This is a genomic window from Janthinobacterium sp. FW305-129, assembly GCF_020858115.1.
Classification (GTDB): domain Bacteria; phylum Pseudomonadota; class Gammaproteobacteria; order Burkholderiales; family Burkholderiaceae_D; genus Janthinobacterium.
On the sequence record NZ_JACYMM010000004.1, the window covers coordinates 1 to 23,369 of the forward strand.

Below are 23,369 nucleotides of genomic sequence, written 5' to 3' on the forward strand. Positions count from 1 at the left end.
CTGTAGCTCAGCTGGATAGAGTACTTGGCTACGAACCAAGGGGTCGTGGGTTCAATTCCTGCCAGCCGCACCAGTATTGCCAACATCGGGTTTTCCTGTGTTGATGAAAGTTTCAAGCTTCGCGCCGTCCGGCGAAGTGTGTCAGAGTTTGCGGCTGTAGCTCAGCTGGATAGAGTACTTGGCTACGAACCAAGGGGTCGTGGGTTCAATTCCTGCCAGCCGCACCAGTATCAGCAGTAGTGAAAAAAACCCGGAAAGTTCGCTTTCCGGGTTTTTTTTCGTCCAGTCAAACTGTCGCTTGAAACACGCCGCCAGCAGCGCGGCGCGCTTCAGTGGCCAGGCCGTATCAATTCGGATAAGGCTGGCCCGACGACGCCTGGTTGCCCAGGACGATGGTGGTCACCCACAATCCGCCATGCGTCACGGGACCGGTGAACTTGAACAGCGAAGCGCCGGACTGCGCCGGATCCGCCACGTTCGAGGCCAGCGCATTCAACCCCGAGCTCGTGAAGGTGCACGCGGTTTCTTGTCCAACTGCATTTTGTTCCGCATTCAGCACCGGCGTGGCGCCATTGAACAAATACAGGCCGCAATTATCCATTTTCGAGCCGTAGGTGGCGGATTGCGTGTAATGGAAGGTCACCGCGCCGTCGAGCAGGGCGGCGGCGGGGATGGACGACAGTTTCGCCGGCGTGATGCCGGTGAGGGTGGCGAACAGGCTGGCCTGGTTGGCCTTGGCAAACGCTTTCGACAGCGGCACGGCATTGATCTGGAACGGGAAGGCGCTGACGGGGCCATTCGGCGTTTTCAGGGTCCACACGTAGATTTTTCCAGGCGCCACTTTCGTTTCGTCGATGCAAGCCGTACCCGCGCCCAGGCCCGGCGTATTGGCGGGCAGGCTGGCCAGGTCCTGGCAGCTCTGGATCGCTTCCGCGTTATTGTAGAAAGCGCTGGCGGCGCCATTGCTGTCGGCAATCCGCATGTGGGTGTAGCCGGTCGCTGGCAGGATCAGCTGCAGTTTGCTGCCGGCCGTGCCCGGTATCTGGAAGTCGCCGAACGTCGTCAGGCCCGGTCCCCGCACGTCGATCTTGTTGACGGCCGGATTTTCCTGCAGCACGGTGTCGAGCTCGACGTGCGCGGCCCATTCGCGCGCAAAGCTGGCCGTGCCCCCGCTATCGACGCTGCGCTGGATGCGCGCATTCATGTGCATGTCCAGATGGCCGCTGCCGGCCAGTTTCCAGCCGCCGGCGCAGCCGCTGGTGTCGCTGGTCTTGACCAGTTGCCAGTTGAGCATGCCCGCATCGTTTCCTATCCGCAACTGCACCCATGCGCTGCTGGGCTTGCCTGCGGCGAAGGCGATGGCCGTCGCCCCGGCGCCCAGGCGATTGCCGATGAAGTCGGCCACGCGCGTCGTCGAGGTGCTGCTGCTGGATGTCAGCGTGGCAATTTCATTGCTGCTCAAGGGCTGCATGCTGACGCTGGACAAACCCAGCGCCTCGATCGTCAGGCCCGCGTGGGCGGCCTGGTCCGCGCTGGTCAGGGCGGCCAGGATGTCCGCCTGGCCCACCCCAGCGCCCATGTTGAAGCTGCTGTCGATGAACGGCGACACGACCGCCGTCGACGGCACGACGAAGCCCGTCTTCGGATACAGGGCGCTGAGCGAGGCCATGCAGGCGCGGATTTCCGGCAAGACACTGGCCGCGGCCGTCGCCTTGAGCAAGTCGGCATCCGATGGCGGCGTCGCCGCGGGGATGGTCGGCGCGCCGCCGGCGGCGGCGGGCAAGGTTACGCTGCCCAGCGCGCTGTTGGTGGCGATCAGGGTAACGGTGGCCATGGCGCCTTGCGCTTCCGCGGGCGCGACGAGGATCTGGTCCAGTACGGCATCCATGCCCGTGCCGTTGGCCACGAAGGCGCCCGTCAGCGGATTGGTATTGCCGGTATTAATCGGTTTGATCATGGCGACGACGGCGGCCACGGCCGCATCGAGCCGTTGCTGGGTCGCCGCCGTGGCCAGCGCCGCGGTGCAGGCGGCCGGGACCGCATTGGCGACGGGTGCGCAGACGGCGGCCAGGGCGGTGCCGCCGGGCTGGCCCGACGCCGTGGAGACGATCAGGTCCGTCAGCGGCGTGATGTTGACGGTTTGCCCTGCTGCGGTGGCGATGGAATTGAGCGTCACCTGCTTGCCCCCGGACGTGCCGGTGATGCTGAGGAAAAAGGGCGCCGTCATGCCGGCCACGTCGACGGTAAAGGCGCCGCCGGCGCCGGTGTTGACCGCCACGGACACTTTGCCCTTGCTATCGATGGCCACCACGCTGCCCGTGATGGGGGCGCCGACGGCGGCCGTGCCGCTGACCGTCGTTGCCGGCACCGGCGGGACGGGCGCAACGGGGGGAACTGGCGGCGCCGGGTCGGCCGGGGTGCTGCTGCCGCCGCCACAGGCGGCCAGCAGGAAGGTGGCCGCGCAGGCGGCGGCCAGAGGCAATTTATGCAATTTTATTTTCATGACATCCCCTTGGTATTTTTATTGAAATTACTGCTAGTAAACATTCTCAAAGTTTTCCATGAATAGCAATTTATTTTTCCTGGATGTATTGATAATGACTAGGAAGAAATAAACCTGTCGGTTTTGCGCCGCAGTCAGAAAATAAATGTGATGAAAGATGCAAGTGAGCGGGGCGGCTCGGCCGTTGAAATCCGGGCAGGGCGTCAATTGTGAAATAGTGCCGCCACGCCCTTTGCCATTCTGCAAAGCCCTGCTATAATCTTGTCTTAGGCGGCTGTAGCTCAGCTGGATAGAGTACTTGGCTACGAACCAAGGGGTCGTGGGTTCAATTCCTGCCAGCCGCACCAGAATATCGGGGGTCAGATTGTAAAATCTGATCCCCTTTTTCGTTTCCGAACGGATTTATGTTGCGCCTGTGGCACCGCGCCGGTACTGCCGGCGAAACGCGCGCGGCGTGACGTGCCTGGCGGCGCGGAACTGGCGGTTGAAGTGCGCGAGGTTGCGGTAGCCCGCCTCTTGCGCGATGACGGCGATGGCCAGATCGCTTTCGATCAGCTGTTGGCAGGCGCGGCCGATGCGCAGACGCGCCAGGTAGTCGCCCGGCGTGCAATGCGCATGGCGCTTGAAACAGCGGTGGAACGCGCCCAGCGACAGGGCCGCCTTCTGCGCCAGGGTTTCCAGTGCGATTTCTTCCCGGAAATGCGTGTGCATGAAATCGAACACGCCGGCCATGCGCTGGTGCTGCCCATCGGGCAGCGGCGCCTGCGCCATCGAGGCCAGCGGCCGCGCGCCCGCATCGCCCGCCAGTTCCAGCAGCACGTCGAGCAGCAGCGGCAAGCGCTGCGGCACGGGCAGGGCATTCAGCCGCAGCAGCTGAGCGGCGCAGCGCGCGCTCGTGGCCGGCGAAAAATGCAGGGCGGGGCCGGCGCGGCGCGCCAGCTGCCGCACGCCGTGCAATTCGGGAAAACAGGCCGCCAGCCGCTCCAGCCACTCCAATGAAAACCACACGACGACGGCCAGCATCGGCTGCGCGCTATCGATGCGCTCGCTGGCCGACCACGTGTGCGGCAAGTTCGGCCCCAGCAGCACCAGGTCGCCCGGTTCGAAGTCGCCCACGTGGTCGCCGATGTAGCGTTGCCCCCGTGCATTGACCGTCAGGGTCAGCTCGAACTGCGGATGGTAATGCCAGAGGAAGGGAATGGCGTCGAGTTCGCGCCACAGCAAGCCCCAGGAGTGGCCCGCCGGGATCGTGACTTGTTCGAATAAAGGCGTCATTGTGACGTTTTGAAGGTGTCAATGGTCAGGATAGTATCAGTATTGGCTGCCTGGCGCGCATTTTACGGCGCTGTGCCATCGCACAATCTGTCTCACACCAACACAGGAGACAGCGATGCAGAACCCATACCAATACGGCGAAGACCGTCCCGGCAACCCGTCCGTGGCCTACACGGAACAGACCCAGTTGCGCGACATCCAAAAGCAGCTGCCCCTGCGCGTGCTGTCCGCCAGCGACTTTTTGCACTGGCAAACCTACGGCTACGTCATCGTCAAGGATGCCGTGTCGCCTGAGCAAGTACGCCGCACGACCGATTTCCTGTGGGAATTTCAAGGACTGGACCAGCACGATCCCTCTACCTGGAACCGGGAGCAATTGCGCGACCATGCGATGAAGGAACTCAACGGCTCCGGCATGGTCGAGGCCTACCACAACCAGACCCTGTGGGATAACCGCCAGACCCCGCGCGTCTACGACGCCTTTGTCGACATCTGGGACCGCCAGGATCTGTGGGTAACCATCGACCGCGCCAACCTGAACACGCCGAATAATGGCAAGCGCAAGTTTGGCGGCTTCATCCACTGGGATGCCGATACCACGCTCGACCCGCTGCCCGTCAACGTGCAGGGCGTGCTGGCCCTGTCCGACACCTCGCCCGAGAGCGGCGGTTTTCAGTGCTATCCGGAACTGTTCAATAATTTATTGAGCTGGCGCAAGACGGTGCCGCAAGACCGCAACCCGTGGCAGCCGGACCTGGCGACGGTGCCGTATCCGATGGAATTCATCGCCATGAAGAAGGGAGAACTGTTGATCTTCAACAGCCTGCTGGCGCACGGCATTCGCCCGAACACGTCCACGGACCAGGTGCGTTTGGCGCAATACATTTCCTTTACGCCGGCCCAGCAAGACAATCAAAGTCTGCGCGACTGGAGGGTGCAAAGCTGGCGCGAGCGCAGCGCGCCGCAGGGCTACGCGTTTCCCGGCGACCCCGAGGAAAAGGAAAAGCTGCGCTACCCGCAGGCGCGCCTGACCGCGTTGGGCGAGCAGATTCTCGGCGCGCGCGACTGGTAAGCCACGCTCCATGCGTCAGGCTTGCCTGCCGGATAGACAATTGCGGGCAAATGCACGATCATGGCCTGACTAGCCATCGACCGAGGAAACGCATGAGTATCATCACCTGCATCGAAGACTTGCGCGTGCTGGCCCAGAAACGGGTGCCGCGCATGTTTTACGACTACGCCGATTCCGGCTCCTGGACGGAGTCGACGTACCGCGCCAACAACAGCGATTTCGCCAAGATCAAGTTCCGCCAGCGCGTGGCCGTCAACCTGGAAAACCGCAGCCTGGCGTCAACTATGGTGGGCCAGCCCGTGTCGATGCCGGTGGCCCTGTCGCCCACGGGCTTGACGGGCATGCAGCACGCGGATGGCGAAATCCTCGCGGCCCAGGCCGCTGAAAAATTCGGCGTGCCGTTCACCCTGTCGACCATGAGCATCTGCTCGATCGAGGACGTGGCGGCGAACACGACGAAACCGTTCTGGTTCCAGCTGTACGTGATGAAGGACCGCGAATTCATCAACCGCCTGATCGACCGCGCCAAGGCGGCCAAGTGCGGCGCGCTCGTGCTGACGCTGGATTTGCAGGTACTGGGCCAGCGCCACAAGGACTTGCGCAACGGCCTGTCGGCGCCGCCCAAGCTCACCATTCCGAATATCATCAACATGGCCACCAAGCCGCGCTGGGTGGCGGGCATGCTGGGCACGAAACGGCGCGGTTTCGGCAATATCGTCGGCCATGCCACCTCCGTGTCCGACATGTCGTCGCTGTCGGCCTGGACGCAGCAGCAGTTCGACCTGAGCCTGTCGTGGGCGGACGTGGAATGGATCAAGCAGCGCTGGGGCGGCAAACTGATCATCAAGGGCATCATGGATCCGGAAGACGCGCGCCTGGCCGTGGAAAGCGGCGCCGACGCGCTGATCGTCTCGAACCACGGCGGGCGCCAGCTTGACGGCGCGCAATCGTCGATCGAAGCCTTGCCCGCCATCGTCGACGCCGTCGGCAGCCAGATCGAAGTGCACATGGATGGCGGCATCCGCTCGGGCCAGGACGTGATCAAGGCCGTGGCCTTGGGCGCGAAAGGCGTGTACATCGGCCGCCCATTCTTATATGGCTTGGGCGCCATGGGCGGCCCGGGCGTGACCAAATGCCTGGACATCATCCGCAATGAACTCGACCTGACGATGGCGTTTTGCGGCTTGCGCGACCTGCAGCAGGTGGATAAAAAGATACTGCTGCCGGGGACGTTCTAAGCCGTCACGCGCACCAGCTTAAAACCTTCAGACGCGGCGGGCGGCACGAAGTGGCGCGTGATTTCATCAAATTGCGCGTTGCTGGTGGAAAACGGATGCAAGCCGCTGGCATTGCGCTGGCGCAAGCGCGCCTTGCATTCCTCATCCGTCACGTCGAGGTAGTGCAGCACGTGCGGCACGCCCGCCTGCTGGAACAGCTCGCGCATCCAGGCGCGGCTGGCCGGCGTATTCGCAGGGAAATCGAGCACGACGGACACGCCCGCCTGCAGCATCTGCAGGGCCAGAGGCGCGATGGCCGCGCGCAGCCGCGCCGCGCAAACCACGTAGTCTGCCAGACTGGCGATCTGGCCCGGATACAGTTGCGCCAGCAAGCCGTCTTCGCTGATGCGCACCGTATGCGGCGCGCTGGCCAGCCGGGCCGTCAGGGTGGATTTGCCTGAGGCAATCTTGCCGCACACGAGGTGCAAGGTGGGGGGAACCGGGGTGCTGGAAGTGGTGTGCATGGTCGCTCGCTCAGGTGAGTAAAACAAAGCCTGCGAGACGTCTTGATTGTTTGTTGCCGATCAAAGCCGCCTTGCAGGCGGCTTGGTCAATGTCATTCCTGTCCAGCCACCATGCTTGAAATGGCGGCAATAATCGATGGCTGGGGAGGGAATGGCGATGGCATGGGGTAACGATGCCATGGAATGTCTGGCGCTGTCAATGGCCGATGCTGCTCCACGTATCCTGGAATGCGGCGTCATCGAGCGGCCGCGCATGCGGGTCGTCCTGCCGGAACAGGCCGCCGATCAGCATGTCCTGGATGGCGCCCGTGAAGCCGCCATACGGCGAGGCGCGGCCCCACTGGCGGTGCGTATGGGCGAAGACGACGGCGTCTTGCTGCGCAGCCAGTTGCGCCAGCGCTTGCCGGAAGGTGGCGGCCGCTTCCGAGCCCATGTCCGTGGCGATGGCGCACACGAGGCGCTGGCTGAACTGCAGGCGCTTGCCTGCCAGTCCCAGCAGCGATTCATTGGCCAGGGCGAGGAACACATCGGGCGCCTGCTTGTCCTTTTCGCAGACGGTCCAGGTGGGCGCCCACGCTTCCAGGCTCATGAAGCGCGCATCCGTCGTGGCCGGCGTGTGCGTCCACTTCGCGTGCGATTTGTCGTTCCAGCCCAGGCGGCCAAAGGGAATCGACTTGCCCTTGGGATTGTATTGATGGCTGCGCACGGCGGCCTTGCCCCGCGCGCCAGCCTGCGCCATCAGGCCGTCGAGGCTGGCGGCAAACGGCGTCCATTGCGCCGCATCCCACAGCGGCGGCGCATCGGGCGCTGCCAGCAGCAGGAATACTTCGTACTCGCGTGAAAAAAACGCCATGCAGATTCCTTATCGTTGCAGTTGAGATATGGCCGCCCGCTGGCTGGGGCGCAGCAGGTAGACGCCGTACAGGCACAAGGGCAGCACGGCCAGCAGGGCGATGTACGGCAGGATCGATGCGCCATCCTCGGCGGGGTGCGGCAAGGTGGCCGTCACCAGCGCGTAGTCCCACAGTCCATGCACGAGCACCATGGGCCAGATGGAGCGGGTGCGCAGGCGGATGGCCGCGTAGCCGATGCCCTGCAGGGTGGCGGCCACGGCTTGCCACAAGGCGCCGCTGACGTCGCCCGAGGCCAGGCCGTTGGCCGTGTGGGCCAGGCCGAACAGCGCCGAGGACATCAGGACGGCGGGCCAGACGGCGTAGCGGTCCAGCATGCCTTGCAGCAAGATGGCGCGAAACATCAGCTCTTCCGAGATGGCCACCAGGGCCGCATTGCACGCGACGACCAGCAGCACGCGCGGCTGCGGCCAGCCGCCGGCCCAGGCCAGCAACAGCATCAGCAGCGCATACAGCAGGGGCGGCGAGACCAACCACACTGTTTTCCATGGCTGCGGCGCACACAGGCCCGCTTCGCGGGGCCGGCTTGACGCCAGCAGCAGCGCCAGCGCGAACAGGGCGGCCAGCGCCCATGACAGGCCGATACGGCCGGTGACGGCTGCGCCCGGCAAGGCGTAGCCGGCTGATTCCAGCCAGCGGCCGCCCATGCTCAAGCCCAGCCAGACGGCCAATGCGCCCAGGGCGAGCGGCATGGTGATATGAATTTTTTGCATGGAAAATCTCGATGTCATGTTGCTGGCGCATGGATGGTGACGCGGTTGCGGCCGCTGTTTTTCGACTGGTACAGCAAGGCATCGGCCTGGCGTATCAGTTCGCTGCTGTCCGTGCGCCGCTCCTGGCCGGGCAGGAGCGTGGCCGCGCCCAGGCTGACGGTCACGACGCCGTTCGCGCTGGCCGCGTGGGGGACTTGCAGCGCTTCGACGGCCGAGCGGATGGCTTCGGCCACTTCCAGCGCGCCCGCGGCATGGGTGGCGGGCATGATCACGGCGAACTCTTCGCCGCCGTAGCGCGCCGCCAGGTCTTCGGCCCGGCCCACGCTGCGCGCCACGGCGCCGGCAACGGCCTGCAGGCAGGCGTCGCCCGCCACGTGGCCGTACTGGTCGTTAAACTTTTTAAAGAAATCCACGTCCAGCATGATCAGCGACACCGGATGCCCGCTGCGCTGGGCGCGATTGAGTTCATGCGCCAGCGTTTCGTCGAAACAGCGGCGGTTGGCCAGGCCCGTCAAGCCGTCTTGCGAGGCGCGCGCGGCCAGGTCGGCATTCGCCTGTTGCAGCTCGGCACTGGCCAGGCGCAGGCTGGCCTCGATACGGTCGCGTATGGCGATTTGCCGCATCAGCTTGCGGAACAGGTACAGCAGCAGCGCCCCCGCCGCCAGCGAGGCGAGCACGATTTGCATGCTCAACCATTGCCATTCGGCAAAAATATCGTCCTTCGACAAGCCCGCCGCCACGATGACGGGAAAGCGCTGCAGATGGCGATAGCTGTACAGCCGTTCGATCTCGTCCACTTTCGCCGTCATCATCGCCGTGCCGACGGGCCCTTGGTCGCGGTAGGCTTGCAAGATGGCGCCCGAGGAAATATCCATGCCGATCACCTCGGGCTGGAACGGCCGCCGGTAGATCAGGGTGCCGTCATCGAGGGCAAAGAAGGCCGTGCCCGTATTGCCCAGGTTGAGCGTGGCGTAGATGCGTTCGAAGGAGTTCAGCCCCAGGGTGACGAGCACCACGCCGGCAAACGTGCCGTCTTTTGCTTCGACCCGGCGCGAGACGGGCAATACCCATTGCCCGCTTGATTTGCTGCGCACGGGCGCACTGATATGGCTGCCAAGCTGCGCATGCGTCTGGTGGTAGATAAAGTAATTGCGGTCGGCATTGTTGCCGTCCTGCCTGGCGCCGGAAGAGGAGGCCAGCAGCTCTCCCTGTCCATCGAAAATGAAGACGCCGGCAATTTCCACGATATTTTTCGACAACTGCTGCAGATGCGACTGCAGCCGTTCGCCGGTATGGTCATTGTTGCCTTCATTCCTGACGTGTTCGGCAATATCTTCCAGCATCACATCGGCGATTTCCAGTTCCATGTACGCTTGCGTGGCCAGGGTGCGCGCCATGTTTTCCGTCGTCGCCCGCGCTTCGCGCAAGCGCACGTCGCGCGAAGACCAGACGATCCACACCGTCATGCCGAGCAGCATGGCGCACATGCAAAAGAAGGCGATACTGGCCCAGACCGTCACTGGCCGCTTGTGGCGGTGCAAGACCTGGGGCTGCGCCGCGAGGGCGTTGGTGTCGGGGACATCCTTTAGTGGGCGCATGAACGGATCATGAAGTTGCATCAATGATATGGTAAAAATATTGCCATACTACATTAAAAAGTGCCGTCATAAAGTTGCCACATCACTATAGTTGCATGGAATAATAAGCATCGTCCGTTTCAACCTTCGATTGGAGTTGCATGGCCTACACGAAAACCATCACCACTGAGCGCCTGATCCTGCGCAAACCGCAACCCTCGGATGAGGCAGCCCAGTTCGCCATGCATGCCGATCCCGAAGTGATGCGCTATTTCAGCGAACCGCCGTGGGAAGATATCAGCCGCGCCACGCGCCAGATCGCCGAGGACAGCGCCGCTTTCGAGAAAGAGGAATTCTTCCGCTTTGCCGTCGAGCTGAAGGCGACGGGCGAATACCTGGGCAGCTGCAGCCTGTTTTCCGAGCACCGCCAGAACCGCCGCGCTGAAATCGGCTACGCGCTGGGCCGTCCGTACTGGGGCAACGGTTATATGCAGGAAGCGCTGTCGGCGCTGATCGAATTCGCCTTCGTCGAGCGCGACCTGAACCGCCTGGAAGCCGATATCGACCCGCTCAACGCCGGCTCGGCCAGCGCCCTCGAACGCCAGGGTTTTAATAAGGAAGGCTTTTTGCCGGAGCGCTGGATCGTCGCTGGCCAGGTCAGCGATTCGGCCCTGTACGGCTTGCTGCGGCGCGAGTGGGAAGCACGGCGCAAGGGCGCCGTGTGAGCCACTGCGGGAAGCCGCGATTGCCGCTCACCGATCATCCCCTGGTGACCTTGCGCCACCTGGAACGCAGCGACGCGCCCGCCTGGTATGCCTACCTGGCCGACCCTGTCGTCGTCGAACACACGAGCTGGGATTTGCATTCCATCGATGATCTGCAAGCCAATTTTGATGACTACGCATCGGCAGACGCGTCTTCGCCCATGCGCCTGGCCGTCGTGCTGCGCGAGGGCGGCCAGCTGGTGGGCACCATCGGCTTGAATGCGATTTCCCCGCAGCACCGTACGGCCGAAATCGCCTACGATCTTGCTCCTGCCGTGTGGGGGCAGGGCGTGGCCACGTCCATTGTGAACGCCGTCGTGGACTGGGCCTTCCGGCATCTTGGCTTGCTGCGCATCCAGGCGACCGTGCTGGAAAGCAACGAGCGTTCGCTGCGCGTGCTCGAACGCTGCGCTTTCGAGCGGGAAGGCTATCTGCGCTGCTACCGGCAAATTCGTGGAAGGTCCGGCAACTTCTGGCTGGTTGCGCGCCTTGCCGGCGTGCCATGAACAAAGCGCCCCTGAGCATCCTGCTGGTGGAAGACCACCTGGGCATCGCGCGCCAGGTGCTCGATTTCCTCGACGGCCTGGGCTGGCAGACGGACCATGCGGGCACGGGCGCGCTGGCGGTGCAATTGGCCACGCGCAATCCCTATGACGTGGTGCTGCTGGACCTGAACCTGCCCGACATCGATGGCTTGCAAGTGTGCCGCGCCATCAAGGCCGGCGCGCCCAGCAATGTGCCGGTTCTGATGCTGACGGCGCGCGACTCTTACGAAGACAAGGCGCGCGGTTTTCGCGACGGCGCCGACGATTATTTGACCAAGCCCTTCGACTTGCGCGAAGTGGCCTTGCGCTGCGAAGCGCTGGCGCGCCGGCAGCAGTTGCACGTGCAGCAGGAAATGCGCGTGGGGCCATTCACCTTGCAGACGCGCGCAGGACGCGCCCTGTATGGCGACGCACTCCTGCCATTGACGCAGACGGGTTTTAAGATCCTTCTGCTGCTGTGCCGCGAATACCCGCACGCCGTATCGCGCTCGGCCTTGCTGCAACAGCTGTGGGGCAGCCAGCCGCCCGACAGCGACGCCCTCAAATCGCATATCTACGCGCTGCGCAAGCAGCTGGAGTTGCTTGGCGGGTCTGGCGCGGCGGGCGTGCTGGTGACCATACCGCAGCTGGGCTACCGCCTGGCCTTCGACGGGGCGGCCAGCGATGGCTAAGTCGATCCGGCAGCGCCTGTTCGCGGCCCTGGCCGGCTTCACCGTCCTGCTGTGCCTGTGCTACACGGGCTTGGCGCTGGTCATCGCCTACGTGACGGAAGACATGCTGGTGCAGCGCCTGCTCGAACGCGAAGCGGTGGCCGTCAGCCAGCGCTTGCGCCAGCACGGTCAGCTTACGCCGTCTGGCAGCGACCTCATCACGGTTTATGGCAGTTACCTTGATTTGCCTCAAGCGGTGCGTGCGCAAGTGCCGCCGTCCGCCCCGCGCGCGGAAGTGTTTACGACGACGGGCCAGCATTATCATGTGCTGGCGCTCGATTTCGTTACCGGCGGCAAGCCGGCCCGCTGCTATCTGCTGGCCGACGTGGCGCCCGTGCTGGTGGTGTCGCGCCTGACGCGGGAAGTGGGCGGTGTCGTGGCTGGGGTGGCGCTGGCGCTGATCGGCCTGGCCCTGCTGCTGGCCTACTGGCTGGCGCGGCGTCTCGTGCTGCCCTTGCAGCGTCTGGCCCACGAAGCGCGCCAGCTGGCGCCCGGCGGCGCCGTCCATTTCAGCGAGCGCGACCGTCCCGACGAGATCGGTTTCCTGGCGCGCCGCCTGGAAACCACGTTTACCGAACTGCAGGCAGTGTTGCGGCGGGAACAGGCATTCGCGCGCGACGTCAGCCACGAACTGCGCACGCCGCTCACCCTGATGCATAACACACTGGCGCTGGCCTATGCGCAGCCGCTGGGCAAGCAGGAGCAGGCGCAGCTGCGGCAAGCCACGGACGAGATGCGCGCTACCATCGACGTGCTGTTCGCGCTGGCACGGGCCGAGCAATTGCCGGGCGACGTGGTGGAGTTGCGCGGCTGCATCGAGCAATGCCTGCTGCGCCTGCTCGACGAACACCCTTGGGATGCCAGCCTGCTGACCCTGGACTTGCCCGAGCGGCTGGAGGTGGTCGGCAACGTGCAACTGGTCATGTTGCTCCTAAATAATTGCCTGGGGAATGCCCTGTTCCATGGCGGCCCCGCTTGCCGCATCAGCATTGCATTTGCGCAAGGCCGCCTGAGCATCGTCAATACGGTGCCGGCGGGGCAACCGCGGCGCATCCACGGTTTCGCGCATGGCCAGAACCTGCTGCTGCGCCTGGCGCAAGCCATGCACTGGGACATCGTTTTCCACCCAAACACGGCGCAGTACCGCGTCGACATCATTGCGCTCCAGAAACAGTAAAAAGCAGGGAGATTTCACCGCGATTTCACCGGCGCCTGCATAAGCTGCAAGCTCTTGATTAACGGAGAAAACCGCATGAAATTTCTTATCAGCCTGCTGGTGCTGGCGTGCACCAGCATCCCTGTTCTGGCGCAAGTTAGCAGCCTCGTCCACAAGGAAGATAAACGCCGCTACATCGTCTACACGCCGGAGGCTTATCAAAGCCAGCCTCAGAAGACCTTTCCCGTCGTCTTCAATTTCCATGGCGGCGGCATGAGCATGGCGGAACAGATGCTGTACACGCAGATGAACAAGACGGCCGAGCGCCACCAGTTCATCGTTGTGTATCCGCAAGGCATCAAGCAAGACTGGAACGTAGGCTTCGGCATGGATTACCTGGCGGGCACGGACGACGTCGGTTTTACGCAAGCGATATTGAGCAAACTCAAGCAGGATTACCGCATCGATGACAAGCGCGTGTATGCGACGGGCCTGTCGCGCGGCGGCTTTTTCGCCTTGCGCCTGGCAGCCGAGTTGCCGCAGCAGTTCGCCGCCGTCGCCTCGGTGGGCGCGCCCATGCCGGAACCCGTGCGGCAGCATCACAAGCAGAAGGACAAGGTTGGCATGCTGCTGATACAGGGCACGGCCGACAAGGTGGTGCTGTTCGAGGGCAAGGCCGCCAGCTATCTGTCGGCCGAGGACACGTTCGATTACTGGCGCAGGCACAACGGCATCGACGGCGCCGTACCGCTGCCGCGCCTGATGCCGGCTCCTGCCGGCGACGCCACGCAAGTGACTTGGCTGGAGCAGGGCGCTGGCGGGGCCAGTGTGGCCTTGCTCACCGTCAAGGAAGGCGGCCACACGTGGCCCGGCGCCGATGCCTTCAATGTTGGCCTACCCATCGGCAAGACCACGCGCGCCATCGATGCGAATGAGGTAATGTGGGAATTTTTCAGCCGCCATCGGCGCTGACGCCATGCTAGGATGGCGGCGCATGGCGTAACCCAACAGGAAAGGCAGGCACAGTGGGATTATCAACAGCAGGTATCGCGGCCATGGCCGAGGCGATCTTTGCCAAGCCCGGCGCATCCGTGGCGCAGGCGTATTCGGAGCCGGAACAGGAAACGCTGCATTTCCGCTCGCCGGCCGAGCTGTGCGCGTATGCGGCCAGGCTGGAGGCAGATGGGGCCAGCGACGTGCTCCTGGCCGTCCATTACGCGGACATGGCCGGGCAGTTTGCCCCGACCCGCATCGCGCTCGACCCGGCCCAGTGCGGCGGCCTCACGTATCGTTATGTGTGCGAAGGCTGGGGCGTCATCCGCGTGTATCTGCGCCTCTCCAGCGGCAAGGGCCTGGCGTCGAACGTGGGCGCCAATTCGCAGAAGCGCGCGGAAAAATGGCAACCCCATTACCCGGCATTCGGTTCGCCCGACGCGTGGGACTGGGACGCCGTGGGCCGCCATGAACGCAGGCTTATCCGTGTGCTGAAGAAAGTGGCCGAGCAGGAAGGCGTGGCATGACGGACATGATGCAGATCAACCCCGCCACCGTCTTTTGCCGCTCGCTGGCGCAGCTTTCCGCCATGCTCGACAAGACCGGCACGGCGCCACAGCTGCTGGCGGCGCGGCTGCATCCGGACATGCTGCCGTTCGCCCAGCAAGTGCGCGCAGCCGTGAGCTTTTCCCTGCGCGGCTGCTGCCCGCTGGCGGGGCTGGAGGTGGCCGATTTCAGCGGCGCCGCCAGCCTGCAGGAACAGATCGCGCAGACCATGCGCTACATCAAGGCCATCCCCGCGGAACGCTTTGACGGGCCGCCTGACCGCATCTGCCGCGACCGCGCCGGCTTCGCCGACATCGTGCTGCCGGCCGATGAGTACCTGAGTCTGTACATCCTGCCGAATTTCTATTTTCATTTCAGCATGGCGTATGCGATTGCGCGCAGCCAAGGTGCCGCCATCGGCAAGGGCGATTTCGACGGTTATCATGCGTATGCGCCGGGATTTTCATTCGAGCGCCCTGCCGCGCCGTAGTGGTTACAGCCCCGCTTCCTTCCATGCTGACAGCTCCAGCCGCTTCAGCAGCCGGCCCGACAGCCCGCAGCTCCAGCAACTGATCTGGATTTGCCGGCGCCGCCCCTGATCCGCATGCCAGGCTTGCTCGGCGTAATCGAGCAGCGCGTCGCTGAGCGCAGAGGCGTCGGCTGTCGCAGGCAGGCGCGACATCAATTCAAGCACGCCGTGGGTGGCCTCCTTGATCTGCAGCAAACCGGCCAGCAGCGCGCGCAGCACGGCGCCGTCGATGGAACTGCTCGCTTGCGTGAAACGTTGCTGCCAGCACAGGCTGCGCTGCGGCCACAAGGCCAGCAGCGCGGGCACGTCGGCCGTCCGCAGTTGCCCGATCAGCTCATCCGCCTCCTGAAACAGGTCGAGGCGGTCGTACTCGTCGCCATCCAGCCCCAGCAGTTCATCGAGTTCCTGCAAGACGCTCATGCCACCACGTTCACGGGAACGCCCCGTTCGAACGCTTCGATATTGCCGATCAATATGTCAGCCAGCTTTTGCATGGCTTCACCACTGGCCCAGGCCGTGTGGGGCGTAAGGATGAAGTTGGGCAGCCGCAAGTTCAACAGCGGGTTGTCGGGCAGGGGCGGTTCCTTCGACAGCACGTCGAAGCCGGCGCCGGCGATTACGCCACGGGTCAATGCGTCGGCCAGCGCCGCTTCATCGACGAGGCCGCCCCGCGCCGTGTTGATCAGCAGGGACGTCGGCTGCATACGCGCCAGTTCCTTCGCGCCGATGATGTTGCGCGTCTTGTCCGTCAAGGGCAGGTGCAGGCTCAGTACGTCGGAGGTGGCCAGCAGTTCGTCAAAACTCACTTCCTTGACGCCGTCTTCCTGGATCGGGGAACGGTTGTGGACGATCACCTGCATGCCGAAGGCGCGCCCCAGTTGCGCCACGGACTTGCCCAGCGCGCCGTAGCCGAGCAGACCCAGGCGGCTGCCCGCCAGGTCGCGGATCGGGTGGCCGAACAGGCAGAAGCGGTCCGACGCCTGCCACAGGCCCGCTTCCACGTCCGCGCGGTAGGCGATGAGCTGGCGGCGCAGGGCCAGCATCAGGGCCAAGGTGTGCTCGGGCACGGTGGCGCGCGCATAGTCGCGGATATTCGCCACGATAATGCCCCGCTCGCGGCAGGCGGCCAGGTCGAGGATGTCCGTGCCCGTGGCGGCCACGGCGATCATCTTCAGATCGGGCAGGTGCGCCAGCTCGGCCGCGCGCAGCGGCACTTTATTGGTGATGGCGATGCTGGCGCCTTGCAGACGAGAAACTGTCTGCTCGCTGCCCTTGGTGTGCGGAAACTCTTCCCAGCTGTGGGCGAAGGCGGGCGGGCGCACGGTGGCGATCAGGCTGTCGCGGTCGAGAAAGACGATGCGGTGCGGGTGCAGGTGCGGTGGTGTGCTTGCTGCGGTCATGGCTGGGCCTCGGTCAGGGCGGCACGCGCGGGCAGGGTGCTCTTGCCCTTCAGTTGCGTGGCCGGGTGGTTGGTAAACATGTCGGCGACCCATTCGACGAACACGCGCACCTTGGCGGACAGGTGGCGGTTGGGCGGATAGATCACGTGGATGGGCAGCGGGTCGGATTCCCATTCACTGAGCAATTCCACCATTTTGCCCTGTTCCAGCAGCGGCGCAAGCATGAAATGCGTCATTTGCACGATGCCCAGGCCCGCCAGGCCGGCGGCCGCGTAGGCGTTCGAGTCGTTCAGGGCGATATGGCTGGGCATGGACATCTGGATGCGTTCACCGGCGCGCGTGAAATCCCACTCGAAGGTCTTGCCCGTCTTGGCAGAGAAAAAATTCACGCCCCGGTGCTGCGCCAGGTCGTTCGGGTGCTGCGGCGTGCCGTGGCGCGCCAGGTAGCCGGGCGCGGCGCAGGTAATGAAATGCAGCACGCCGACCCGGCGCGCGATCAGGTTCAGGTCGCCCAATTCTCCGCCGCGCACGGCGCAATCGACGCCTTCCTCGATCAGGTCGACGGGGCGGTCGCTGCAACCGAGTTCCAGCGAGATGTCCGGGTAGCGGGCAAAAAAGTCGGGCAGGGCGGGGATGATCAGTTCGCTGGCCAGGGCTGTCGGCGCATCCACGCGCAGCCGCCCGCTGGGGCTCAGGCGCGTGCGCGACAGCGATTCCTCGGCCTCGCGCACGTCCGACAGAATGCGCACGCAGCGCTCGTAATACGCGGCGCCATCGGACGTGATGCTGACGTGGCGCGTGGTGCGGTTGAGCAACTTGACCGACAGGCTCGCTTCCAGCGACTGGATCAGGGTCGACACGGTGGCTTTCGGCAGCTGCATGTTTTCCGCCGCGCGCGTAAAGCCGCCCGCGTCGACGACTTGGATGAAGACTTCCATGGCTTGCAGCTTGTTCACTTGATTTCCTATCACTTTCTGCGTGATTATTCAGAATCCTGAACAATCAATTCGGCATTGCACTCTTTATCAGATTGTAGATCAAGTCTATAGTTGTTGTACTGCAGCATAAATGTGATTGCCGCAGGAAGTTCACAGGAGAAATATCATGGGTCACCGGAATGGAATCTTTGCAGTGCTTGCTCTCGCTATGAGCTCGCTCGCTCTGGCCGCGATGGTATCGACGGATGCCTACTCGTCGGCGGCGCAAAGCGAAGCCAGCGGATATAGCGCCCTGACCCATGAAGTGGGCGGCGTCGCCCTGTTGTGCCTGAACGACACGGTGCGCGATGCTGCCGTGCAGCCGGTGGTGGCGCAATGACGTTTGCCGACGCCGCGGCTGAACTGGCACCTGGCCAGGCGCTGAAGATACGCGACATCCAGGTGCAGGGCGCGCAGGATGCGCTCGGCGCGCGCGTCTACACGGCCGGCGTGCCGGGCGCCAAACAGCCGAACCTGATGGTCTTCTTCCATGGCGGCGGCTTTGTCGATGGCGACCTGGAAGACGCGGACGACTTCCTGCGCTGCCTCGTGCTGAGCAACCCGGACCACGTGGTGCTGGCTGCGAACTATACCTTGGCGAAGGTGCGGCCATTCCCCGCCGCCGTGGAAGACGCGCATGCCGTGCTGCTGTGGGCAAAAAAGAACAAGTCCAAGCTGGGCTGGACGGGCAAGCAGATGGTGGTATCGGGCATCGAAGCGGGCGCCAACCTTGCTGCCGTGTGCGCCATGATGTCGCGCGACCGGGGCGGACCGCCCCTCGCGGGCCAGGTGCTGATCATGCCCATGCTCGACCCCGGCCTGTCGACCTGCTCGATGCGCAGTTTGCCCAGTTGTCCTGACCTGGCGGAAGTGGCGGACCAGTGCGCCGCCGCCTACCGCGGCTACCTGCCGAATGCCGCTGACCGTACCCATCCGTACGCGTCGCCATTGCAGTCGAGCCGCCTGAAGAACCTGCCGCCAGCCTTGATATTGTCCAGCGAAGACGACCCATTGCGCGACGAGGCTGAACAATACGGCAGCAAATTGATCGCCTGCGGCATCAAGACCACCGTGCGGCGCATGGCCGCCGCGCCGCTGCAAGACGCCACCGCCCGTAATGAATGCGCCTGCAAGGTGCAGGTATTGAGCGAAATTAGCAGTTTCGTCGCCGGACTGGGGCAAGAGCCCGAGTCATAAAGCCGCCATCCGCGGCACCGCAAAAAAACTTACACTAATCAGTTTACTTTTTGAGTTTCGGTTGCTACACTACGCAGTGTAGTTCCCATCCTGTCTGCGTTGTGCGTTCGCACAGCCAGCTTCGTCGTCCCCGTCCGCTTTCAAGCAGCTGGCGGCCTGTTTACCTTTGATCGAGCGCCGTCGGGCGCCATGGCACCACCATTCACTTTTTAAGCTGGGTTGCTTCCTGCCGCCCATACCATTAGAAATTTTCATAAAACAGGGAAATAAAATGAAAAACGTTCAACAATTTTCCACTCTGCTGAAGCCCCTGGCTGCCTCGCTCGCGCTGGCAGGTCTGGTGGCCGTGAGCCTGGCCGGCTGCGATTCGGCCAACAGCAAGGTGCCCGACGCGCCCGCAGCCGGCGGCCCGCCCATCTCGGCCGCCGCCGTCGTGGAAAAACAGATTACGGAAACGCAGGAATTCTCGGGTCGCCTGGAAGCGATCGAGCGCGTGGAAATCCGCTCGCGTGTCGGCGGCTTCATCACGGCCGTCAACTTCAAGCCGGGCAGCGAAGTCAAAAAGGGCGACGTGCTGTTCGTCATCGATCCGCGCCCCTTCCAGGCTGAAGTGTCGCGCGCCGAAGGCACGGCTGCCTCGGCCCGCGCCAAGGCGGAACTGGCCAAGCTGGAACTGTCGCGCGCTGAAAAGCTGCTGGCCGAAAAAGCCATCGCCCAGCGCGAATTCGATGAAAAGGCCTCGGGCCTGAAAGAGCTGGACGCGAATGTCCGCTCGGCGCAAGCCGCGTATGAAGCGGCCAGGCTGAACCTGTCGTACACGCAGGTGCAGGCGCCGATCAGCGGCCGCGTCAGCAAGGCGGAAATCACCGTCGGCAACCTGATCGACGCTTCCGCCATTCTGACTTCGGTGGTGTCGACGGACCGCATCTACGCCAGCTTCGACGGCGATGAAGACACGTATCTGCGCGTGGCCGGCACGGCGCAAAAGGGCACGCCCGTCACCGTCAAGGTGGGCCTGGCCAACGAAACGGGCTTCCCGCACGAAGGCAAGCTGGAATTCGTCGACAACCAGCTCGACCCGGCCACGGGCAGCGTGCGCATGCGCGCCACCTTCGCCAACGCCGAGCGCCAGCTGGTGCCGGGCCTGTTCGCGCGCATCCAGCTCGACGGCGGCAACGGGCCGCAGGCGCAAAGCACGGCCCTGTTGATCAGCGACCGCGCCGTCGGCACGGACCAGAGCCGCAAATACGTCTACGTGGTAGGCGCCGACAACAAGGCCGAATACCGCGCCGTCAAGCTGGGCCCGACCTCGGACGGCTTGCGCGTGGTGCGCGAAGGCTTGAAGGCGGGCGAAAAAATCGTCGTCAACGGCTTGCAGCGCGTGCGCCCCGGCGCGCCCGTGACGCCGCAGATGGTGGCGATGGATTTCGACCCGACCGCGCCCGTCGCTCCCGCAAAACCTGAAGTAAAAGACGCCAAGATCGCCGCGAAAGCAGCATCGACTTCCAAGGAATAAACATGAATTTTTCCCGCTTTTTCATCGACAAGCCGATTTTCGCGGCGGTGCTGTCGATTGTCATATTCGTGGCCGGGCTGCTGTCGATTTTCGGCCTGCCCATCTCCGAATATCCCGATGTCGTGCCGCCATCCGTGGTGGTGCGCGCGCAATACCCGGGCGCCAACCCGAAAGTGATCGCCGAAACCGTGGCCGCGCCGCTCGAAGAGCAGATCAACGGCGTCGAGAACATGCTCTACATGTCCTCGCAAAACACGTCCGACGGCGCGATGATGCTGACCGTGACCTTCAAGATCGGCACCAACGTCGAGCAGGCCGAAACGCAGGTGCAGAACCGCGTGCAGCGCGCCTTGCCGCGCCTGCCCGAGGAGGTGCGCCAGATCGGCGTGACGACGGTGAAATCGTCGCCGAATCTGACCATGGTCGTGCACCTGGTCTCGCCGAACAAGCGCTATGACGATATGTACCTGCGTAACTACGCGGTGCTGAACGTCAAGGACCAGTTGGCCCGTTTGCCCGGCATGGGCGACATCCAGATCTTCGGCGCCGGCGACTATGCCATGCGCATCTGGCTCGACCCGCAAAAGGTAGCGGCGCGCGGCATGACGGCCAATGACGTCGTCGACGCCATCCGCGAGCAGAACGTGCAGGTGGCTGCAGGTGTCATCGGCGCTTCGCCAGCGAAAAACTCGGACTTCCAGCTGACCGTCAATACCCAGGGCCGCCTGCAGACGCCCGAGGAATTCGGCGCCATCATCGTGCGCACGAATGCAGACGGCGCCGTCACGCACCTGAAGGACGTGGCGCGCGTGGAAATGGGCGCCAACAGCTACTCGCTGCGTTCGCTGCTGAACAATAATCCGGCCGTCGGCATGGGTATTTTCGAGGCACCGAATGCCAACGCGCTGCAACTGTCTTCCGACGTGCGTTCCAAGATGGAAGAGCTGAAAAAAGACTTCCCGCAAGGCGTGGAATACCGCATCGAGTACGACCCCACGCAATTCGTGCGTTCGTCCATCGAAGCCGTGATCCACACCCTGCTGGAGGCCATCGCCCTGGTGGTGCTGGTGGTGATCATCTTCCTGCAAACCTGGCGCGCATCGATCATTCCGCTGCTGGCCGTTCCCGTGTCGATTGTCGGCACCTTTGCCGTGATGCTGGGCTTCGGCTTCTCGATCAACACCTTGTCGCTGTTCGGTCTCGTGCTGGCCATCGGTATCGTCGTCGATGACGCCATCGTGGTGGTGGAGAACGTCGAGCGCAACATCGAGGAAGGCCTCTCGCCGCGCGACGCCACCATCCAGGCCATGAAAGAGGTCAGCGGCCCTATCGTCGCCATCGCCCTGGTGCTGTGCGCCGTGTTCGTGCCGATCGCCTTCGTGCCCGGCCTGTCGGGCGAGTTCTACCGCCAGTTCGCGCTGACCATCGCCATTTCGACCGTGATCTCCGCTTTCAGCTCGCTGACCCTGGCGCCGGCCCTGTCGGCCGCTCTCCTGAAACCGCACGATGCGCCGAAAGACGCACTGACGCGCGGCATGGACTTGGTCTTCGGCCGCTTCTTCGCCTGGTTCAACCGCTTCTTCGGCCGCGCTTCGCACCGCTACGAAGCGGGCGTGAAGGGCGTGTTGGGCCGCAAGAGCGCCTCGCTGGGCGTGTATGCGCTGCTGGTCGTTGCCGCCATCTTCACCTTCAAGTCCGTGCCGGCCGGCTTCGTGCCGGCGCAGGACAAGCAATACCTGGTGGGCTTTGCGCAATTGCCCGACGCCGCTTCGCTGGACCGCACGGAAGATGTCGTGCGCCGCATGTCCGACGTCATCAAGTCGGTGCCCGGCGTCGAATCGACCATCGCCTTCCCCGGCCTGTCGATCAACGACTTCACCAATGCGCCGAACGCCGGCATCGTCTTCGCCACCCTGAAGCCGTTCGATGAACGCGGCAGCAAGGAATTGTCGGGCGGCGCCATCGCGGCCGAGATCAACAAGCGCCTGGGCGGCATCCAGGACGCCTTCATCATGGTCTTCCCGCCACCGCCTGTGAATGGCCTCGGCACCATCGGCGGCTTCAAGATGATGATCGAAGACCGCGGCAACCTCGGTTACGACGCGCTGTACAACGCCACCCAGGCGCTGGCCGCCAAGGCCTACCAGACGCCGGAACTGGCGGGCGTGTTCTCGGGCTACCAGATCAACGTGCCGCAGCTGTTCGCCGACGTCGACCGTGTAAAAGCCAAGCAGATGGGCGTGCAACTGCAAACGATTTACCAGACCTTGCAGATCAACCTCGGTTCGCTGTACGTGAATGACTTCAATCAGTTTGGCCGCACCTACCAGGTGCGCGTGCAAGCCGATGCGGCTTTCCGTTCACATGCCCAGGATATCGCGCAGCTCAAAGTCCGTAATGACAAAGGCGAAATGATCCCGCTGTCGTCGTTGATGCGCGTCAAGGATAGTTACGGTCCTGACCGCGTGCAGCGCTACAACGCGTATGCCGCAGCCGATTTCAACGGCGGCGCCGCCCCTGGCGTGTCGAGCGGCCAGGCGCAAGCCGCACTGGAACGCATTGCCAAGGAAGTGCTGCCGCAGGGGATTTCGTATGAATGGACGGAGCTGACCTACCAGGACATCTTGTCCGGCAATACGATGATCTATGTGTTCCCCCTGTGCGTGCTGCTGGTGTTCCTGGTGCTCGCCGCCCAGTACGAAAGCTGGACCCTGCCGCTGGCCGTGATCCTGATCGTGCCGATGTCGATCCTGTGCGCCTTGTTGGGCGTCAAATTGACCGGCGGCGACAACAACGTGTTCACCCAGATCGCGCTGTTCGTGCTGGTGGGGCTGGCGTCGAAGAATGCGATCCTGATCGTGGAATTTGCCCGCGAACTGGAAGAGCATGGCCGCACCGTCGTGCAAGCGGCGCTGGAAGCGTGCCGTCTGCGTCTGCGTCCGATCCTGATGACGTCGATCGCCTTCATCATGGGCGTGGTGCCCCTGGTGTTCTCGCACGGCGCCGGTTCGGAAATGCGCCATGCGATGGGCGTGGCGGTGTTCGCCGGCATGCTGGGCGTGACCTTCTTCGGCCTGTTCCTGACGCCCGTGTTCTATGTTCTGCTGCGCACCCTGGCGCAGCGTTTTGAGAAAAAACCAGCCGATGCTGCCGCCAAGCCAACTGCTGCGCCAGCATTGAACCTGGAAGGAGATATATATTGAAAACCAATGCAATCATCCGGCGCGCGGCGCCCGTCTTGAGC

Annotated in this window: 22 protein-coding genes and 2 tRNA genes; 15 read left to right on the forward strand and 9 right to left on the reverse strand. The window is 63.6% G+C overall.

What is annotated here, in order from left to right; translation table 11 throughout:
* The first annotated feature begins 150 nt into the window (after positions 1-150).
* A tRNA-Arg gene (locus IGS61_RS08965) sits at positions 151-227 on the forward strand.
* Positions 228-346: 119 nt separating this feature from the next.
* Here the strand turns inward: IGS61_RS08965 and IGS61_RS08970 are convergent.
* Positions 347-2,503 (reverse strand): hypothetical protein, encoded by a 2,157-nt coding sequence (locus IGS61_RS08970; RefSeq protein WP_230539275.1) that lies wholly within the window; start codon positions 2,501-2,503, stop codon positions 347-349.
* Between the two features lie 270 nt (positions 2,504-2,773).
* On the opposite strand from IGS61_RS08970, the gene IGS61_RS08975 reads away from it, so the two are divergent.
* Positions 2,774-2,850: transfer RNA gene (locus tag IGS61_RS08975), tRNA-Arg, on the forward strand.
* 55 nt (positions 2,851-2,905) lie between these two features.
* Here the strand turns inward: IGS61_RS08975 and IGS61_RS08980 are convergent.
* Positions 2,906-3,778, reverse strand: a complete 873-nt coding sequence (locus IGS61_RS08980) for a helix-turn-helix domain-containing protein (protein ID WP_230539276.1) — start codon at positions 3,776-3,778, stop codon at positions 2,906-2,908.
* Positions 3,779-3,893: 115 nt separating this feature from the next.
* Between IGS61_RS08980 and IGS61_RS08985 the strand changes: the two genes are divergently transcribed.
* Positions 3,894-4,850 carry a phytanoyl-CoA dioxygenase family protein gene (locus tag IGS61_RS08985; protein WP_230539277.1) on the forward strand — a complete coding sequence of 319 codons (957 nt, stop codon included), beginning with the start codon at positions 3,894-3,896 and terminating at the stop codon, positions 4,848-4,850.
* A 92-nt stretch (positions 4,851-4,942) separates the two neighbouring features.
* Entirely contained in the window at positions 4,943-6,088 is a 1,146-nt protein-coding gene (locus IGS61_RS08990; protein ID WP_230539278.1) for an alpha-hydroxy acid oxidase, read from the forward strand.
* Here the strand turns inward: IGS61_RS08990 and IGS61_RS08995 are convergent.
* From IGS61_RS08995 to IGS61_RS09010, 4 genes are all read right to left on the reverse strand, one after another.
* On the reverse strand, positions 6,085-6,591 hold the full coding sequence (locus IGS61_RS08995) for an AAA family ATPase (protein WP_230539279.1): 507 nt from the start codon (positions 6,589-6,591) through the stop codon (positions 6,085-6,087). The two genes, IGS61_RS08990 and IGS61_RS08995, sit on opposite strands and share 4 nt — an antisense overlap.
* A 196-nt stretch (positions 6,592-6,787) precedes the next feature.
* Positions 6,788-7,444, reverse strand: a complete 657-nt coding sequence (locus tag IGS61_RS09000; protein ID WP_230539280.1) for a hypothetical protein — start codon at positions 7,442-7,444, stop codon at positions 6,788-6,790.
* Between the two features lie 9 nt (positions 7,445-7,453).
* Positions 7,454-8,215, reverse strand: coding sequence for a CPBP family intramembrane glutamic endopeptidase (locus tag IGS61_RS09005; protein ID WP_230539281.1), 762 nt, complete (start codon positions 8,213-8,215; stop codon positions 7,454-7,456).
* A 14-nt stretch (positions 8,216-8,229) separates the two neighbouring features.
* Positions 8,230-9,813, reverse strand: a complete 1,584-nt coding sequence (locus IGS61_RS09010; RefSeq protein WP_230539282.1) for a sensor domain-containing diguanylate cyclase — start codon at positions 9,811-9,813, stop codon at positions 8,230-8,232.
* Positions 9,814-9,953: 140 nt separating this feature from the next.
* Here IGS61_RS09010 and IGS61_RS09015 point away from each other — a divergent pair, with 140 nt between their 5' ends.
* The 7 genes from IGS61_RS09015 to IGS61_RS09045 all read left to right on the forward strand — a co-directional run bounded on the left by IGS61_RS09015 (position 9,954) and on the right by IGS61_RS09045 (position 14,996).
* The gene (locus IGS61_RS09015) at positions 9,954-10,517 is read left to right on the forward strand and encodes a GNAT family N-acetyltransferase (RefSeq protein ID WP_230539283.1); all 564 of its coding nucleotides are present in this window, start codon (positions 9,954-9,956) and stop codon (positions 10,515-10,517) included.
* A 20-nt stretch (positions 10,518-10,537) separates the two neighbouring features.
* Entirely contained in the window at positions 10,538-11,062 is a 525-nt protein-coding gene (locus IGS61_RS09020) for a GNAT family N-acetyltransferase (RefSeq protein ID WP_230539284.1), read from the forward strand.
* On the forward strand, positions 11,059-11,772 hold the full coding sequence (locus IGS61_RS09025; protein WP_230539285.1) for a response regulator transcription factor: 714 nt from the start codon (positions 11,059-11,061) through the stop codon (positions 11,770-11,772). The genes IGS61_RS09020 and IGS61_RS09025 overlap by 4 nt, the downstream gene beginning before the upstream one ends.
* On the forward strand, positions 11,765-12,988 hold the full coding sequence (locus IGS61_RS09030) for a sensor histidine kinase (protein ID WP_230539286.1): 1,224 nt from the start codon (positions 11,765-11,767) through the stop codon (positions 12,986-12,988). The genes IGS61_RS09025 and IGS61_RS09030 overlap by 8 nt, the downstream gene beginning before the upstream one ends.
* 75 nt (positions 12,989-13,063) lie before the next feature.
* The gene (locus tag IGS61_RS09035; RefSeq protein WP_230539287.1) at positions 13,064-13,939 is read left to right on the forward strand and encodes an alpha/beta hydrolase family esterase; all 876 of its coding nucleotides are present in this window, start codon (positions 13,064-13,066) and stop codon (positions 13,937-13,939) included.
* Positions 13,940-14,022: 83 nt separating this feature from the next.
* Positions 14,023-14,487 (forward strand): hypothetical protein, encoded by a 465-nt coding sequence (locus IGS61_RS09040; protein WP_230539288.1) that lies wholly within the window; start codon positions 14,023-14,025, stop codon positions 14,485-14,487.
* On the forward strand, positions 14,484-14,996 hold the full coding sequence (locus IGS61_RS09045) for a DUF1993 family protein (protein WP_230539289.1): 513 nt from the start codon (positions 14,484-14,486) through the stop codon (positions 14,994-14,996). Before IGS61_RS09040 ends, IGS61_RS09045 begins: the two co-directional genes overlap by 4 nt.
* 3 nt (positions 14,997-14,999) lie before the next feature.
* On the opposite strand, the gene IGS61_RS09050 is transcribed toward IGS61_RS09045, so the two are convergent.
* Genes IGS61_RS09050 through IGS61_RS09060 form a run of 3 tightly spaced genes read right to left on the reverse strand, consistent with a single transcriptional unit; the run spans position 15,000 to position 17,391 of the window.
* Complete coding sequence (locus IGS61_RS09050) at positions 15,000-15,455, reverse strand: hypothetical protein (protein ID WP_230539290.1); 456 nt, start codon at positions 15,453-15,455, stop codon at positions 15,000-15,002.
* Entirely contained in the window at positions 15,452-16,435 is a 984-nt protein-coding gene (locus tag IGS61_RS09055; protein WP_230539291.1) for a D-2-hydroxyacid dehydrogenase, read from the reverse strand. The genes IGS61_RS09050 and IGS61_RS09055 overlap by 4 nt, the downstream gene beginning before the upstream one ends.
* On the reverse strand, positions 16,432-17,391 hold the full coding sequence (locus IGS61_RS09060) for a LysR family transcriptional regulator (protein WP_230539292.1): 960 nt from the start codon (positions 17,389-17,391) through the stop codon (positions 16,432-16,434). Before IGS61_RS09060 ends, IGS61_RS09055 begins: the two co-directional genes overlap by 4 nt.
* A 190-nt stretch (positions 17,392-17,581) precedes the next feature.
* On the opposite strand from IGS61_RS09060, the gene IGS61_RS09065 reads away from it, so the two are divergent.
* The 4 genes from IGS61_RS09065 to IGS61_RS09080 all read left to right on the forward strand — a co-directional run bounded on the left by IGS61_RS09065 (position 17,582) and on the right by IGS61_RS09080 (position 23,328).
* Positions 17,582-17,752, forward strand: coding sequence for a hypothetical protein (locus tag IGS61_RS09065; RefSeq protein ID WP_230539293.1), 171 nt, complete (start codon positions 17,582-17,584; stop codon positions 17,750-17,752).
* Positions 17,749-18,609, forward strand: coding sequence for an alpha/beta hydrolase (locus IGS61_RS09070; RefSeq protein WP_230539294.1), 861 nt, complete (start codon positions 17,749-17,751; stop codon positions 18,607-18,609). Before IGS61_RS09065 ends, IGS61_RS09070 begins: the two co-directional genes overlap by 4 nt.
* A gap of 271 nt (positions 18,610-18,880) precedes the next feature.
* Complete coding sequence (locus IGS61_RS09075; protein WP_230539295.1) at positions 18,881-20,125, forward strand: efflux RND transporter periplasmic adaptor subunit; 1,245 nt, start codon at positions 18,881-18,883, stop codon at positions 20,123-20,125.
* Between the two features lie 2 nt (positions 20,126-20,127).
* The gene (locus tag IGS61_RS09080; RefSeq protein ID WP_230539296.1) at positions 20,128-23,328 is read left to right on the forward strand and encodes an efflux RND transporter permease subunit; all 3,201 of its coding nucleotides are present in this window, start codon (positions 20,128-20,130) and stop codon (positions 23,326-23,328) included.
* Positions 23,329-23,369: the final 41 nt, after the last annotated feature.